General features: G+C 35.4%; 10 protein-coding genes. 1 reads left to right on the top strand and 9 read right to left on the bottom strand.

The window, feature by feature from the left end; translation table 11 throughout:
- On the top strand, positions 1 to 2,556 hold the full coding sequence (locus PBT91_RS07080) for an ABC transporter permease (protein WP_270061079.1): 2,556 nt from the start codon (positions 1 to 3) through the stop codon (positions 2,554 to 2,556).
- Between the two features lie 30 nt (positions 2,557 to 2,586).
- Here PBT91_RS07080 and PBT91_RS07075 read toward each other — a convergent pair whose 3' ends face one another.
- The 9 genes from PBT91_RS07075 to PBT91_RS07035 all read right to left on the bottom strand — a co-directional run bounded on the left by PBT91_RS07075 (position 2,587) and on the right by PBT91_RS07035 (position 17,157).
- Entirely contained in the window at positions 2,587 to 3,531 is a 945-nt protein-coding gene (locus tag PBT91_RS07075) for a hypothetical protein (RefSeq protein ID WP_270061078.1), read from the bottom strand.
- A gap of 217 nt (positions 3,532 to 3,748) precedes the next feature.
- On the bottom strand, positions 3,749 to 5,203 hold the full coding sequence (locus PBT91_RS07070; protein ID WP_270061077.1) for a purple acid phosphatase family protein: 1,455 nt from the start codon (positions 5,201 to 5,203) through the stop codon (positions 3,749 to 3,751).
- Positions 5,204 to 5,270: 67 nt separating this feature from the next.
- Positions 5,271 to 6,998, bottom strand: a complete 1,728-nt coding sequence (locus tag PBT91_RS07065; protein ID WP_270061076.1) for a SusD/RagB family nutrient-binding outer membrane lipoprotein — start codon at positions 6,996 to 6,998, stop codon at positions 5,271 to 5,273.
- Positions 6,999 to 7,009: 11 nt separating this feature from the next.
- On the bottom strand, positions 7,010 to 10,576 hold the full coding sequence (locus PBT91_RS07060) for a SusC/RagA family TonB-linked outer membrane protein (RefSeq protein ID WP_270061075.1): 3,567 nt from the start codon (positions 10,574 to 10,576) through the stop codon (positions 7,010 to 7,012).
- A 166-nt stretch (positions 10,577 to 10,742) separates the two neighbouring features.
- Positions 10,743 to 11,864, bottom strand: a complete 1,122-nt coding sequence (locus PBT91_RS07055) for a FecR family protein (RefSeq protein ID WP_270061074.1) — start codon at positions 11,862 to 11,864, stop codon at positions 10,743 to 10,745.
- 118 nt (positions 11,865 to 11,982) lie between these two features.
- Positions 11,983 to 12,561 (bottom strand): RNA polymerase sigma factor, encoded by a 579-nt coding sequence (locus PBT91_RS07050; protein WP_270061073.1) that lies wholly within the window; start codon positions 12,559 to 12,561, stop codon positions 11,983 to 11,985.
- 177 nt (positions 12,562 to 12,738) lie between these two features.
- Entirely contained in the window at positions 12,739 to 13,695 is a 957-nt protein-coding gene (locus PBT91_RS07045; RefSeq protein ID WP_270061072.1) for a glycerophosphodiester phosphodiesterase family protein, read from the bottom strand.
- Positions 13,695 to 14,633, bottom strand: a complete 939-nt coding sequence (locus PBT91_RS07040) for an alpha/beta hydrolase (RefSeq protein WP_270061071.1) — start codon at positions 14,631 to 14,633, stop codon at positions 13,695 to 13,697. Before PBT91_RS07040 ends, PBT91_RS07045 begins: the two co-directional genes overlap by 1 nt.
- 10 nt (positions 14,634 to 14,643) lie before the next feature.
- On the bottom strand, positions 14,644 to 17,157 hold the full coding sequence (locus PBT91_RS07035; protein WP_270061070.1) for a TonB-dependent receptor: 2,514 nt from the start codon (positions 17,155 to 17,157) through the stop codon (positions 14,644 to 14,646).
- Positions 17,158 to 17,240 lie beyond the last annotated feature (83 nt).

Genomic DNA, 17,240 nt, shown 5'->3' with positions numbered 1-17,240 from the left:
ATGAAGCAAACAAACACTGCAAAACCTGGATTTTCATGGTTGCTAAAAATGGCTTGGAGAGATGGTAAAGCCAGTAAACGTAAGCTTTTGCTTTTTATGGCTTCGATCGTTTTGGGAATTGCTGCTGTAGTTTCCATACAGTCTTTTGGTGAAAATCTACAAGATAATATCGCGTTACAATCCAAATCCCTGATGGGTGCAGATTATACCATCGACATGAATCATCCGCCCAACGAACGTGTTAATGAAATTATGGATTCCCTGGGCATCGATTCTCGCGAAATCAGTTTTGCCTCGATGGCAGCTTTTCCTAATAAAATGGGGACAAAATTCGTTAGCGTTCGTGGTATCGACAGCGGTTTTCCTTTTTATGGTGAATTTGAAACTACTCCTAAATCTGCCGGCCTAAATTACCAAAATCAAAACGGCGCTTTGGTTGATGCCACGGTGATGCTTCAGTTAGATTTATCTGTGGGCGATAGTATTAAGATTGGGGAAATAACGCTGCCAATTTTAGGCAAACTTAAAGAGGCTCCCGGTAGCTCTTCGCTTTTTGGAGCCATTGCACCACCGGTGATCATTCCGTATAAATTCATTGAGCAAACAGGACTCATACAAACCGGAAGTAGAATTAATTACGAGTATTATTTTGAAGCCGATAAAACCACTAATCTTGATGTTTTAGAAGAAAAAATAGGTCCGAAATTAGATAAAGAAGATGCCGATCTGGACACGCATTTATCCACGAGCGAACGCTTAGGGAAACGCTACGAAAACTTTGGTAAGTTTCTGAATCTCGTTGCGTTTATCGCATTGCTATTGGGTTGTGTTGGGATTGCCAGCGCCATAAATATTTACATCAAAGAAAAATTAAAGTCGGTTGCCGTACTAAAATGTCTTGGTGCTTCACGAAAGCAAAGCTTTATGATCTTTTTGATTCAGGTCGCTTTTATAGGTTTATTAAGCGGAATTTTAGGAAGCATCCTAGGAGTAATCTTACAATACGCATTCCCGGTAATTTTAGAAAGTTTACTACCGGTTGAAATCGCTTTATCAATTTCAGGCCGCGTTATTTTTGCAGGAATCATTTTGGGCGTTTTAATGTCGGTTTTATTTGCCTTATATCCGCTGGTTGGTACTTTATATGTTTCCCCACTTCAGGTGTTGCGTGTACAAGAAAATTCAAATTCAAGATCAAGAAAAGCGCTTATTGGAATTTCAATGTTAATCGTACTATTTCTATTTTTATTCTCTTTCTGGCTGCTTAAAGATTGGAAATATTCACTAGCATTTATAGGTGGTGTTTTGGTAACTTTTGCCGTTTTAGCCGGTATTGCGCAATTATTTATCAATGCAATTAGAAAGTTTTTTCCAGATTCGTGGAGTTTCGTTTCTCGACAATCGCTACGGAATTTATTTCGACCTCAAAACCAAACACTTATTTTAATTTTAGCCATTGGGATTGGTACTTTTTTAATCAGCACACTATATTTCACTAAAGATCTTTTACTTGCACAGGCCACTTTAGAAAATACCAATACTAGCGCAAATATGATTTTGCTGGATGTACAAACCAACCAGACAAAAAATGTAGCTCAAACTATCGAATCTCAGGATCTACCGGTTCTAGAAGATATTCCTATTGTTACTATGCGTGTTCAAAATTTAAACGGTAAATCAGTAAACGAGATTCGAGAAGACTCAACTTCAACCATCAACCGTTGGATTTTAAGTCATGAGTTTCGAGTGACGTATCGTGATTCTTTAATTGCTTCGGAAACTATTGAAGACGGCGAATGGATTCCTGAAGTGAAAAATACTACTTCATCTGAAATTATACCAATTTCCGTGAGTACCAATTTCGCTGAAGATGCTCAGGTAAAAGTGGGCGATCAGGTTACTTTTAACGTGCAAGGCGTACTAATGAAAACTAAAATTGCCAGTACTCGATTAGTCGATTGGGGACGTATGCAGACTAACTTTTCAATCGTTTTTCCAAAAGGAATTTTAGAGCAGGCACCACAATTTCACGTGATGACCACGCAGGTTCCAGACGCTGAAAAATCGGCTGAAATTCAACAAATATTGGTAAAAAAGTATCCAAATGTATCGATTTTAGATCTTCGTCAGGTGCTAGGCATTATTGAAGGTTTACTGAATAAAATAAGTTGGATCATCAACTTTATGGCCTTCTTCAGCATTCTTACCGGAATTATCGTTTTACTAGGAGCCGTTAGAACCAGTAAATATCAACGAATTAAAGAAAGTGTGCTGCTTCGAACCATTGGCGCAAAAAGTAACCAAATACTTAAAATTGCGGCTTTAGAATATATTTATTTAGGTGTTTTAGGTAGTTTAAGCGGAATTCTATTATCACTAATTAGTAGTTTATTATTAGCCTGGTTGGCTTTTGAAACCACTTTTATTCCATCCTGGATTCCGTTTGGAATTTTATTCCCAGGTATCACTTTATTGGTCTTAATCATTGGATTGGCAAATAGCCGAAGTGTGATAAAAAACCCGCCGTTACAAGTGTTACGACGGGAAGAAGTTTAAACCGAAATATGCTTAAAATGAACTAACTTTTTATTCTAAACGTTTTGTTGAATAATTTCCGGTAGGAGCGGTTTCTATCCATTTGCCTTCTATTATTTTTTCGTCATTTGTGCGATTATTAATTAAATACAATTTATAAGAAACCTGACGTTTACGGAATTCTATTTCTGTCAAAAATAGCGATTCACCAGCTGGAATTTCTAAGGTTTCCATGGTATCGAAACCGTGGGGTTTTATGCTTACTTCAGCAGTATAAATGTTCTTTTTTCCATTAAAATAAATTTCATCTTCATAAATACTTGTAGGTACTTGTACGCTAATCGAATCATTTTTCAACCAAATAAAAGCGTCATTTTCTTCACTTATAAATTGAGAATTTCTTTGTATATCGATGCCTCCAAAAGGTGAAAATGACATACTTTGAGGATTAGGAATATCAAATTTTCGTCTCATTCCATTTCTAAAGAATAACGAGTCGCCATCTTCTTCTTTCAGAAAAAATTCCAAATCCTTAAATGTATAGCCCTGAGATACTTTTTGACTTACAGTAATCTCTTTTGTCTCCTCTTCAGAACTCAAAACTAAATTAAAGTTGAAAGCTTCTGGCCTACTGTTTTCATTTAAATGAATTTTTAATAAAGTAGGCGTTGGTCGAGTAATCGTAAAACCACGATCGGTCCAGTTCACCATTACTTTTCCCTGATTTTCAAGTGACAAAACTGTATTTTCTCTTAAAATTGATCCGTCTTCTTTATAAATATCACCATACAATTTTGCGTCGCCCTTTATATTTATAATTTCAGCAATATTCCACTCACCTCCGGAAAAAGATATTTCGGCATCGCCACCTTCTGCTTCCATTTCAATATAATTGGTAGAAGGTTGAATAGATGAAAGGGAATCATCGTCGCTACTACAGGAAAATAGAATAAAAAACGATAAGAACGTAAAAACTGGTAGCTGTTTTTGTATCATAAATTGAATTTAATAAAGCTCCTGATTTTGAAGCTGGCTGATTAATGAATATGATTACATAACGCCTAAATATAAAATTTATTTCTATCAAATTCAATTTTCGAATATTTAATTAATTCTTCATGTTTAACGTTATAAAAAAAGCTGTCTCAAAAAACTCAAGACAGCCTTACAAAATGAACTAAAATTACAAACAATTACTTTCTAGCGAAATCAACTAATCCTCAAAATCTTTTTTTAATCTGGTTGGAGTATCGGGAATTCTATTTTTAAGAACTTTTTTATTTCCAGTTTTAGTTAGATCAAATGCATCATATAATGTTCCTATTGGCGTATAGGCTTCGTAGCTGAGTTTATTATCTTTAATCGTAATAATCTGAAACAATTGTGTAAACTCACCTCTTCTTTCAATCCATTTTTTATCTGTAGATTCGTACATTTTAGGGCCGCTAACAGATACCGCATAAATAGTACCTGCATCAGACATAGAAGTGACACCAGACTTTTTATTGCTAATTTGTCCACGAGCGTAAGTATGATCATGCCCTTGTAATACAAGATCTACCTTATACTTATCGATTAATGGCTTTAAATGTTCTATAAGAACTGTATTATCCTCTCTTTTTTGAGCAGGTGTGTATAACGGAAAATGCATCGTTAATGCTGTCCATTTTTTGGTGTTATTCTTTAAAATAGAATCTAACCATTGCACCTGTGCTTCTCTATGCTCCTCTTTTCGATCAAAATTTATACAATCTATTGAAATCACTTTTAGGTCCTGATAATCTACCGCATAAGTGGTTTCAGAAATCTCACCTATTCCTTTTGGTCCGTTTTTAGGTAGGTTGAATTGTGGTCGCCATAATGGCGTAAGTGTCGTGTCTTTATATTCGTGATTACCAGGCGTCATAATACTTGGTACCGTAGCATGAATGAAACTACCAGCATAAAACCATTCGCCCCATTGCAAATTTGAATCATGATCGTTTATCAAATCGCCTGCATGTAGCATAAAATCAACAGATGGAAATTTTCTGTACGAGTTTCTGATCACACGACTCCACATCGATTTAACCTGATTTTGAGCATCACCAAAATAAATAAAACTAAATTCTTCTCCAGTTTTATCTGAAGCTGTTGTATATTGAAACCATTCGCTCCAAAGTATATCGCCCTCTAGCTCATTACTACCTACACGATAAACATAGGTCGTTTTAGGTTGTAAGCCAGTAACGGTGGCAGAATGATAGTTTGCTTTCACTAAAGGCTCGTTATGCTTACTATGTTTATTTTCAAAAGCTTCAGTTTCAGCATTAACTCTATTAATTTTTCCAAGTTTAAACTCTGGGCCATCTGTAGCAATAGCTACTTCTAATATTGCATTTTTAATTTGTTGATCGGTTCGCCAATTCACTGAAATCATTGTAGCGGCATCCTCAGGAACATTTGCAATAATCCGATCGGGCACTTTACTGGGATATATAAGTTTATGCGCCGGTATAGTATCCTGAGCTTCATAATGCGAATGACCGTGCCCATCACCATTATCATCATGGGAATGAGAATGACTTTCAGTTTCTGTTTCTTTCTCAATATTATTGCATGAAAAAACGGAAAAAATAAGTCCAAGAAATATGGATAATATTGTTGTTTTTTTGAATATTTTTTTCATTTAGATTGAATTAGATAGAGACGACTATGAGCTAATTGATCAAGCCGTCTCATTTAAAATTATTAATTTATTGTAGCAGCCACATCTGTGACCATTGGTCATTTTCTGAAGGGCTTAAACCCGACTCGATGGCTTGCAGCATATTGGCTTCGTTATACGTATCTGAATAAATAAATCGAACAGGAGTATTTTGCCCTTTGGTTCCCGAAATGATGTTTTGGTTCAGGTTTGGATATCCCGTTCGTCTCCAATCAAACCAAGATTCATACGTAAGCCACAAAGAGATCCATTTTTGATGCATAATAGGCTGCAATGGATTTTCAGATTCTTCAAGAATACGGCGAGCATTCTCCAGATAAAGTTCTTCATTAAAAGAAACTGTTCTATCTTTTTCAACACTATAAACGGCATTTTCAGCCTCATCATAGATTTCATATTGATCGAAAGATAACTGAATACCTCTTTCATAATGCGCTGTTTCATCATCAGAAATCCAGCCTCTAAGGCTTGCTTCAGCTAATAAAAATTCAACCTCAGCAGCATTCATAAATACCGCTTTCACCAAATCGTTAGCATTTTCCGCATACATATTGGTTAGGTATGAGCTGTGCGGATTTGCAGCTGCAGCTAAGTAAACATCTGGTCTTTCACTGGCTATTGCATCTCCAAAATCACTCAAAGTAGCCGCTCCCATATTAAAATCGTTAGGTGCACTTAAAGCAACCGGTAAGCCAACATAAAGCGAAGTATTTAGATCATTTTCCAGATTATTATCAGAATTTATTTCAGAAATATCCAAACTCGTAATTCTTCTCAATCGTCCATTATCTAAAACTAGATCATCTGTATCTCCCTGGGTTAATTGTACATCTACCGGAGCTACCCATTTTGTTAATCGAGGATCTCCAAGAGCAATAAGGTCATTCACAATTGTTGCTGAAGGTTTTCTTCTATAAAATTCAGACCGGTTGCTCCAGTTTAACGGGCCACCAGGCCAGCTGTTGTTTTCATCTGTTCCGATGAAAGAAACAGAAGCATTATCTTCGTTGCTGGTTATTATTGGTAAATTACCCTGAACTATTTGTGAGAAATTTGATTGCGCATCCATATCATTCTTTTCAGAAAGACGCATATAGAATCTAAGTCTTAAAGAATTTGCAAAAGCCTGCCATTTTTTGCTATCACCGCCATAAACTATATCGGCATTAGCTACTTCGGTTATAACTCCAGCATTACTCAACAACTCATTCGCTTTTTCCAGATCAGATAAAATACCAAGAAAAACTTCTTTTTGTGCATCATAAGAAGGTTGAAAAGCTTCTCCTCCATTTTCTGCCATTAAGGCTTCACTATAAGGAACATCACCAAAAGCCGATGTCAAGAAACCAAAACCATAAGCTTTCATAATCAAAGCTACAGCCTGGTAATAATTTCGAATTTCACCTTCTTTTTCATTCTCGGCTCGTTCATAAATGTATTGCGCATTTTTAAGCGGACTATAAAAACTGCTGTAATCTACAGGTGCCCATTGATAATTATTCTCTTCGTAACTGGTAAAATCTCTCTGTAAATATTGTGTTGCTGCAGAAAGCTCTCCCCAATCGTAGGAAAGTTGACTTTGCATTTGTGCCGAAGAACTTAATATTCCCGTTAAGACAAATTTGATGTCAACTTCAGTATCCGCTAAACTATTTGGGCTTACATTGATATCAGTCAGCGAATCGCTGCAGGCAAGGTTAAAAGTGAGTAGACTGAAAAAACCAAGTTTTATAATTTTATTTTTAAAAGTTCTCATTTATATAATGATTAAAATCCAACATTTAGTCTAAATCCAACAGGTGCCGTCCATGGGGCAAGATTCCATTTTTCATGACCTTGCTGTCCTCCATGATAGGCAAGTTCTGGATCGATTCCTATCCCAGCTTCCGTCCATAAAAGAATGTTCTTAGAGTAAAGAGAAAAGGAAATGTTGTTTGCAGAGATTTTACTAGCTATTTTTTCTGGTAAATTATAAGTGAACGTTATATCTCTTAATTTCACGAAAGACGCATCGTACATAAAGGCATAACCAGTACGCCAAAAGCTACCACTAGATTCTACCACTCGGTAAGCATCAAACATTCTGGTTCCCGGGCCGCCAAAATTTTCGGTATAGGTCCCATCCCCGTTATCGATCACACCTGGGAAAAAGGCACCATTATTATTGCCATTATATTCAAACCCTCCCAGTTCTTCGGTTCTACCACCAATCCAAACATCATTATCGCGATAAACCGGATTATTTCGAATTTCATTTGCTAAAGCTTCTCGATCTCCTCCAAAAGAATTGGCATCTAAAACTCCAGAAAAGGTGCTGGAACTTACACCATTTTGCCAGTTTTCGATCTTACCAGAACGAGCCATTCTTTTCATGGATTCTGAAAAGAATTGTCCTCCCTGTCGCCAATCGAAACTTGCAGATAGTGTAAAGTTTTTATAAGAAATAGATGTCGTCATTCCTAAAGTAAAATCATGATTAAAATTACCAACCTTCTTTTGATTCTCGTAAGTACGATCTACTACCCATCTGCCATTGGAATCCAGTAAATTCCAACCTGCATAAGGCCCTTCTTCCACTTTTTGAATATATGGTGAGTATAAATCACCAATTTCTCCTCCTACCCTGGTAAATGATCCCATATCACGACCACCACCAAAAGAAACACGATCTATCCCGTCCACAAGTTCTACTAGTTTGCTTTTTTGAGTGGTAAAATTAAAGTCCATATTCCATAAAAAATCCTCACTTTTTATGGGAACCAAATGCATTCCCAATTCAACTCCATAATTTTCTACTTTCCCGGCATTAATGGTTGTACTGGTATATCCTGAAAGTGGTGTAGCATTAACATTAAGTATTTGGTTGCGGTTTTCGTTTTTATAATACGTCGCATCTATACCAAATCGATTATTGAAAAATTTAAGATCTGCACCTACTTCGTATGAAGTTGCTATTTCCGGCTTCAACTGAGTATTGGGCATACTACTTGGTAACGAATACGTAAAATCTTCTCCCCAATAGCCTTGCGATAATATTGGATGAATTGCATAAGGGGAAGTATCTTTTCCTACCTGAGCCCATCCTGAACGTAGTTTTACTAAAGAGATCCACGATGGCATTTGTGCCAATTCTGAAAGTAAAACACTTCCTGATACCGATGGATAGAAATATGATCTGTTTTCACGAGGAAGCGTACTTGACCAATCATTTCTTGCCGTTACATCTACAAAAGCAATGTCTCTAAATCCTAAAGAAAGTAATCCATAAGCACTATAAATCGCTTTTTCTGAAAATGCACTAGCATAATTTAGTCCGCCTCTTGCTACATTAGATAGCGTAAATAATCCTGGTAATACCAGATTGTCGCCTCCGGCATTGAAACTTTCTCCTTTAAAATTTAGAATATTACCACCTGCAGATGCAGAAATATCAAAATCCTTTACATCTTTAGTGTAGGTAAAAAGTACCTCGGCATTAGACTCTCTATCCAGTCCTTTATTAATAAAATAGGATCCTTTAGGTTGTGAGTCTCCAAAACCCATATACGACCAAGGACGAACAATTTCCTGCCTATTATTATTACTGCTATGAGAAACTCTTGCCAGCGCATTAAAATCATTGCTAATCTTCCAGTTTAATTCCAGATTTCCAAAACCACGAATTCTGTCAAAACGGTTTTGGCGTTCTTTACTAAACCACCAAGGATTATTGTAACCTTCTGTAATATTTCTTTGCTGCACATTTTTTTCTAGCCAAATTTGATCTTTTAAATCGTTAATATTGATATGCGGCGCAATATTATAGATATCAAAATATTCATCATTATCACCAATTAGGTTGGAAGGATAATTATCTGAATTAGAATTGGTAAGATTAAGGTTTAGCGATAAATTTACATTTTCTGTAATTTTATAGTTTGTTCCTAAATTTAAACCAATACGTTTTAGTTCTGCTTCAGGGGTTATTCCCTCTCCGTTTAGATGTGAAATTCCAAGTCTAAAATCCCCTTTTTCGTAAGAACCAGATACCGTTGCATCATTGATCGTAGTTACTCCTGTTGTAAAATAATCTTCCAGACTGTTATCATAAAATTTTAAAGGAGCGGCTTCTCCATTTGTATTCCACTGTACTGCCTGTGTTCCTTCTTCAGCTCCGTACCAGTGCTGCCAGGTAGCTTCATTAAATAAACCACGCTGCCCATTGGTAAATCGATTCTGTAAATCGAAATATTTATAAGGCATATTGATGGTTAAAGTTGAATTTAGACTTACTCCTATTCCTTTTTGAGCTCCTTTACCAGATTTAGTGGTAATTAATATCACACCATTTCCTGCTCTGGAACCATACAGTGCAGCTGCACTTGCACCTTTTAGGACACTTACAGATTCGATATCCATAGCGCTTATATCACCCATTACGCTGGCATCTCCTACTGGAGCTCCATCAATAACTACCAATGGTTGATCATTCCCTGTAAGTGAAGTTCTTCCTCTAATGGTAACATAAGATGGTGCAAAAATGTCATTCCCGGCTTTGCTTACGTTTAGTCCAGAAACTTTACCAGCTAATCCGCCTAAAACATTTTCTTGGGGAACTAAATTTAAACGTTCAGAATCTACTTCTCCAACCGCATATCCTAGCGCTTTTTTCTCTCGCTTCATTCCTAAAGCCGTAATTACAACTTCATCAAGATCGTCTGCCATAGGAGCTAATTGGATATTGATCGTGGAGCGCTCATTAATTACAACTTCCTGAGTTTTGTATCCAATAAATGCGATGGTAAGCATGGCATCTTCCGAAGAAACCGTAATATTATATTCTCCTTCAAAATTTGTTACCACACCATTAGAAGTTCCCTTTTCGATAACACTTGCTCCAGCTAATGGAAGGCCGTTTTCATCTGAAATCTTTCCTTTTATACGAAATTTTTGCTGTTTTATATTCGTGGTTTCAGAAGATGAAGCATCCGACTTCTTCTTGGTTAAATGAATTTGTTTGTCCTGCTCTACAACGGTGTATTCAGTAGAACTTTTATCGAACATCAATTTTAAAACTTCGGTTAAAGGTTTCTTTACAACTTTGATGTTTATTTTTCGATTTAGATTTACGTTTTTTACTCGGTATATAAAATGGAAATCAGATTGATTTTCAATCTCATCTATTAATTGAAAAATACTAACATCCTTATGATCGAAAGTAATTTTTGTTTTTTGTGCCAAAGAATCATTGGCCTTCATACTAAAGACAGATAAAAAAAGTAAAAGGCTTATTCTCATTTTTAATTTATCGAATAAAGGTTTTGGTCTTCTTTTAGGTTTAAGAAGTTTTTTCATACTTTTAAAGCATTATTAAGTGATTGTTTTTTGTGACAGTCCAAAATTTACAGATCGGGAAATGTTGCCGCATTTTCCGATTTTTTTGCTTCAGTTTTTCTGAGCTACTGTCTGGTTCTAACTTGAGTGATATTGTACAGTTTTTACATAGTTCTTATTTTGAATATTAATTGATATAAATAGTATCTCCAGATGCGGTATAATTGATACCATGGTATTTCTTTAAGCTCTCAAATAGCTTCGTGACCTCTATTTTTCCAAAGCTTGCGCTAAACTTTTCCTTTGCCAGTAATTCGTTATTATTGATAATGGTCTTATCGTAATGTCGTTCCAGCTTTTTTATCATGTTATTAAAACTTATCTCACGAAAAACAAGCCTCCCCTCCATCCATGAGATATAGATATCTGGGGTGGTTTCAGTAATTGCAATTCTATTGTTGTCTTTCATAATACTACCCATTTCTCCTGGAGATAAAATAAACCGACCTTTGGTATCACTAATTTCATTTGGAGACAACGCCACTGCTCCTTCAACCAAAACAACATCTGTAGTTTTGTCTTCGATATAAGACTGAACATTAAATTTGGTGCCTAAAACACTAATTTGAAGATGATCTGCATTCACTAAGAACGGATGAAGAGAATCGTGAGCTACTTCAAAAAACGCCTCTCCTTTTAAAGTAACTTCTCGATTTTTTCCTTCTCTAAATTGAGATGGATATTTTATTGAAGAACCAGCGTTTAAATGAACCTTACTACCGTCTGCTAGTTGTAATTTGAAGGTTTTACCATAAGGAACATTCAATGTGTGATATTCTACTGCTTTAGAATTTTCAGACTCATGGTAAATAAGGGTTTGACTATTGTTTAGTTTATGGACGCTTCCATTCGATGTTAGGGAATAATTGCTATCGCTTTTTTCTATAACTTTCAATTCTCCGTTGGGAAGTTCTAAAGTGATTTGATCTTCAGTAAATACACGATGTTCACCTTCTCCAAAAAATTGTTTTAATAAAACACCGCTACCTAAAAGTATGATAAAGACAGCTGCAATAGACCAATATCTTCTTTTGCCTATAGATTGCTGCTTCGGTTTTTGATCTTCAATAGTTTTTAATATTCTTTTAAAAAGTCTAATCTTAACTGCTTCTTTATTGCTAAGCTGCCATAAAGATTCCTCTTTTGTCTGTGCCTTTTCACAATAGTGCTTTAGAAGTTTCACTTCAGAAGTACTACAGGTCCCTTTTTCAAACTTCTCTAAGAGATCAAAAAACTCACTTTTGGTCATGTGTATTAGCTTTACATATACAAGACACAAAAGCTCTGTTTATTTCACACAACAAAATCTCAAATAATTCGATCTTAATATTTTGTTAACTTAGGCTGAACTTTATGCTAACTTTAGGCTATAAATTGCCAGAAAATAACAGGATTATTAAAGTGGTTCCTAATTCTTTGCGTAGATGTTTTAAAGCAAGGCTTATTTGATTTTCTACCGTTCTTTGAGATATGTTGAAGTGACTTGCAATTTCAGCTGAAGAATAATGCTGAATTTTACTCATGTAGAAAATATCCCGACAGCGATCTGGAAGTTCTTTAGAAGCACGATTTATAGCTAAAATCGTATCGTTCTTATCAAATTTTTGTTCAACCTCCGGGATTAATTCAAGTTTGCTCACGATGGCTTCATCTAATTTTGTGAACTTATTGTCTCTAATTTTCAGTAAAGCTCTATTACGAACGGCATTAAAAAGATAGCTTTTAAGATTGTTGATTTCTAGCTCTTCTTTTCTAATCCAAATTTGCGTAAATACTTCGTGAAGAACATCTTCGGCGAGCCAGGTATCATTTAAAATTTTGAAACAATAAATATAAAGCCGCTCCCAATAATGATCGTAAACTTCTTTAAAGGCTAATTGATTGCCTTGCTTTATACTAGCCAAAAGAGCTAGATCGTTGGCATTATTTATTTTTTGAGCTTCCAAATGGATTAGAAATTATAAAGACAAAAAAATCAAAATTATGTTAATTCTGAAAAGAATAGCGGTTAATTAAACATTATGATAAAAGTATAGTCTCGTTGCATTAATTTCTTATAAAAAACTCAAAAAAACCTCTTACTTCAACTGAAATAAGAGGTTTTTGAATATATTTTTAAATATTTACGAACGAAACGGCAAAGCTCGGTTAGGATAATCGGTAATAACTCCGTCAACTTTCCACTCTAAAAGTTGCTTCATCGCGGTGGTATCATTCACCGTCCATGGGATCACTTTCATTTCTTTTTGATGCAGTGAATCGATACTTTCTTCGGAAATCATTTTATACTCCGGACTATAAATAGCGGGAATAAAACCTAATTTCTCCAAATTTTCACCAATTCCATTCTGATAAACTAAAGCAGAAAGCCGATACTCTGGATGTGCTTCATGTAAATACTGCAAAATTCTAAAATCGAAACTCTGTAACACAATTCGATCTTTTGGAATTCCAGAATTTTCGATGGTTTTTATCACTAATTCTGAAAATTCTTTAGGTTCTGGATGGTACAAATTATCGGCACGCGGATCACTTTTTAATTCGATATTATACGAAAAACCAACGTTGTTTTCAGCTTTAAAATTTTCAGCCATTGCAAAAACATCTTTCAGTAAAGGCTTGGTAACATGCTGTTTTTCCTGCTCGGGAAATTTAGGATTCCCGATGCTTCCGCAGTCGTATTTTTGAACCTCAGCATAGGTATGCTGATAGATATTGAGGCTCATCGAATCTTTTTCTGCAATTGGTTTTCCTACAGAATCTAAACAAAAATCGCGGTTAAACCACAAATCGTGCGACACCAATACTTTTTTATCTTCGGTGATCACCACATCCATTTCTAAGGTATTCACACCCAATTCTAATGCTTTTTTAAAAGCTGGAATCGAATTTTCTGGCATTAAACCTCTGGTACCTCGATGCCCCTCTAGATCAAAATTGTAGATTTTTTCAGCCTTTTTTTCTGAAGTATTTTCGGTTTTATTTTCAGTTGAATTTTCTACTATTACCGATTTTTCTGTCGACTTATTTTTACAAGAAAAAGCGACAATTGCCAATGCAACTAGAAGTATTTTTTTCATTATTTAATATTTTCGGTTATAAATTCAACACTTTCTTGATATACTTTTTCCCAATCTTTAGAACGTAAATCGGAAGCAATCACGTGATTTCCTGCTTCCGGGAAAGCTACTTTCTCCTTTTCAGCGGCGGGCGTTCCTAATTCATCATACATTTTTAGCATTGCTTCTACCGAAACTACCTGATCTTGTTCTTTTTCATTTTTGTAATAATAACCTAGAAATACAGGACAACTTACTTTGCTAAAGGTTTCAGGCTTCATATTCTGCTGAAGCATATTAATTAAGCCAACATAGCCGTTTACATGATAATCGGTAGACCAATATTTAGCTTCTTCCGTTGGGCGATCTTGATGCTGAACCTCTCCCCCAATCTGGTTTATAAAAAACTCTTTTCCGCCAGGTTTTGTGATAGCTGCCATCGCCGGATTTTTAAGTCCGATAAAAGGTGAATACATAATTAAACCTGCCAAATCTCTATCTTCTGAAGCTAAAATTAAACTCAATGTTCCGCCGGTAGATGTACTCACTAAAAGTACTTTTTCGCCAATTTTTTTACCAATGGCTAAGGCTTGTTTTGCTGAAGCGATATAGTTTTCTGGAGTTAAATTTTTGAATGCATCTTCTTCAGCAATACCATGAGATTGCAAACGGGACATATACACATTCCAACCGAATTTTTCTGCTAGTTTAGAAATTACCGGTTCGCCTTCTTTACTGCTTGCACCAAAACCATGTAAATACACAATTGATATTGGTGTTTTTTGATACTCTTTTTCCCAAATAATATGCGCTTCGTTATTCGGTTTTAAATCATTTACCGAAGCTTCTTTTGAAGCAATATATTCGTCTAATTTATTCAATGAAATATTATCTAATTGCTGCGCAAATATGCGGGTTAAATTCAGCAATAAAAATCCGATTAAAATATACTTTTTCATTTCTATCTATTTAAAATTTCACAGAAGCTTGTACACCGTAAAAGCGTGGCGCTCCGGCAATAAAAGTTGGAATTCCGAAACTGCCACCAGTGTTACCACCATCGATTATATATTCTTCATCCAAAAAATTATTCATAAAGAAGTTGATTTCATACTTTTTATTAATAATTGTACCTACTTTGAAGTTTAAGAGTCCGTAAGCATCTTGAGAAACGCCGGGTTTATTAGTTTCTTCAAAAAATACTTTAGATTTATAACTATAAGAAGTACGCACGTATAAATCTAATGATTTTGTGATAGAAGGTTGATAATTAAACCCTAATGAAAACGAGTGTTTTGGGGTTAATCTAAAAGTATTTCCTGCTAATTCTTGTTCATTTCCGTTTTCATCTTCATCATCAAACGTAGCATCTATATAACTGTAATTAGCGAAGAAATTGCTGTTTTTAGCAAATGCATATTGAAAAGCCGTTTCAAAACCATATGAAGTGGCACTACCACTATCATCTGGATTGGTATTTATACCTGTTTCCGGATCGAAAGTTGTAATACTGGTTTGGAAGTGACGGTACTTGTAGGTATAGGCATTTACATCAAATTGAAGTCGGTTATTTAAAAATAGAGATTTAGCACCTACTTCGTAAGACCAAACACTTTCTGCTGCTAGGGTATTTGCACCAGTTTCATCAATATTAATTACATTGGGACGTCTACCTCGTGCTACGTTTCCAAATACTGAAAATTGATTAGAAACTTCATAGTTTACTGCAAATCGACCTACCGCAGATAAAAAGTTTTCGCTAGCTTTTAAACGTCCGTTGGTTGGAGCAAATAAGTTATTAGGATAAGTGCTTAATAAAGCACCAATAAAGCTTGGCGTTTCAGCATCATCCACTTCATAACCTGCATTAATATTTTCCCAAGTTCCGCGTAAACCTAAGGTAAAAGTAAGACTAGGAATAACTGAATACGATACATCTGCAAAAATATCTCCTGAATAATTTTTACCATAGTTGGTATACGATTCACGATTAGCTTCATTTAAGGGAGCTCCGGCTGCTTGACCAAAAGTATCTGGATCGTTTGGAATGGCTGGGAAGAATTGAGGAACACCATCTACCATAAATAAATCTTGGTTTCCGGTTAAGTAACTTAAAATTAAAGCGCCATAACTTTGCTCGTTAGTGATAAGCGGAGCAGCTTGTGATCCATCTTCAAAGAAAAAGTTTCCTCCAAAAAAGCCGTGTAGTTTATCATCTGCACTAAAATTGAAACGAACCTCTTGGCTAAATTGTTTTCCTTTGGCTATTTCATGAAAAAATAAAGCAGGAGCTGCGGTACCATCAGCATCAAAAGCTTCATCAGAATCGAATTCACGATACGCTGTAATCGAAGTGAAATCCCAATTCTCATTGATATGATGTTTTAAGTTTGCTGTAATGTCATAAACCGTACGATCTAAACCTAATTCTTTTCCTCGTTCTAAATCTGCAAAATGAGTTGGATTTGTATCTCCACCTATTGGTGCATAAGTCCCACTTTTAAAAGCCGTTCCCGGAGGAGTGTCGTGTTGCCAGTTGGCAATCACATCAAGTGTGGTATTCATCCCGATCATATATTTCAATGATCCTCTAAAAGCTAAAGTCTCTTTTCCGTTTAAGTCGCCTCCAGAAAGATTATCGATAAATCCGTCACGCTTGCTGTAAATTCCTGCTAGTCTTACAAATAATTTATCTTTAACAAGTGGAGTATTTACGTAACCTGTAGCTCTAAACTGATTGAAATTACCATAACCTAAAGTTAGCTTACCAGAATTTTCATTTTTTGCAGTATTGTTTATAATATGCATGGCACCAATTTCGGCACCACGACCAAACAATGTTCCCTGTGGTCCTTTTAATACTTCTACTCTATCAATATCGTAAAGTTCTACTACCGATCCTCTAGATTTACTAATAGAAACGCCATTTTGAAAAACCGATACTCGAGGCTCTACTCTAGAATCTCCGTTATCACTAGTAATTCCTCTAATTACAATCCCTGGGTTATTTGCACTTTGCAATTGAATTTGTAATCCCGGAACAAATTCTGAAAGTTGATCGAATTCCTGTATATTTTGTTTTTGTAAAAACTCGTTTCCATAAGAAGTGATCGCAATAGGAACATCTTTATTTTTCTGCTCTCTTTTTTGTGCGGTTACTACTAAACCTTCGAGTTCGAAAGCCGACTCTTCTAATTTAAAATTAAGTGTAGTATTGGTATTTAGAGTCACTTCTTTAGTCAACGTACGATATCCTATAAAAGAAACCTTTACCGTATAAGTTCCTTTATCTATAGCTTGAATTTGATAATCTCCTGAATAATCTGATGTTGTTCCTTTTGAAATTTCAGGAATAGTAATATTAGCTCCTGTAATAGGCTCTCCGTCTTCTGTAGTTATTTTCCCCTGAAGTTTTACACCATTTTGGGCATAACTAATATAACAAAAGAAAAATAGCACACATAAAGAATAAAATTTTTGCATAATGAAATTTGTGGTTTATAATTTTTACGCCACAAAAGTACCTGAAGCCCTGTTGTTCCTGGATTTCCTTAAATTGAATTGTA

Source organism: Zunongwangia sp. HGR-M22 (genome assembly GCF_027594425.1).
In the GTDB taxonomy this organism is placed as follows: Bacteria; Bacteroidota; Bacteroidia; order Flavobacteriales; family Flavobacteriaceae; genus Zunongwangia.
Note: the sequence above shows the minus strand (reverse complement) of the source record. Positions and strands in the feature narration are given on the sequence as shown.

What these genes read in the sequence shown, in the direction of transcription:
- PBT91_RS07080 (WP_270061079.1), top strand. Translation starts at nt 1, where the DNA reads ATGAAGCAAACAAACACTGCAAAACCTGGATTTTCATGGTTGCTAAAA.
- PBT91_RS07075 (WP_270061078.1), bottom strand. Translation starts at nt 3,531, where the DNA reads ATGATACAAAAACAGCTACCAGTTTTTACGTTCTTATCGTTTTTTATT.
- PBT91_RS07070 (WP_270061077.1), bottom strand. Translation starts at nt 5,203, where the DNA reads ATGAAAAAAATATTCAAAAAAACAACAATATTATCCATATTTCTTGGA.
- PBT91_RS07065 (WP_270061076.1), bottom strand. Translation starts at nt 6,998, where the DNA reads ATGAGAACTTTTAAAAATAAAATTATAAAACTTGGTTTTTTCAGTCTA.
- PBT91_RS07060 (WP_270061075.1), bottom strand. Translation starts at nt 10,576, where the DNA reads ATGAAAAAACTTCTTAAACCTAAAAGAAGACCAAAACCTTTATTCGAT.
- PBT91_RS07055 (WP_270061074.1), bottom strand. Translation starts at nt 11,864, where the DNA reads ATGACCAAAAGTGAGTTTTTTGATCTCTTAGAGAAGTTTGAAAAAGGG.
- PBT91_RS07045 (WP_270061072.1), bottom strand. Translation starts at nt 13,695, where the DNA reads ATGAAAAAAATACTTCTAGTTGCATTGGCAATTGTCGCTTTTTCTTGT.
- PBT91_RS07040 (WP_270061071.1), bottom strand. Translation starts at nt 14,633, where the DNA reads ATGAAAAAGTATATTTTAATCGGATTTTTATTGCTGAATTTAACCCGC.
- PBT91_RS07035 (WP_270061070.1), bottom strand. Translation starts at nt 17,157, where the DNA reads ATGCAAAAATTTTATTCTTTATGTGTGCTATTTTTCTTTTGTTATATT.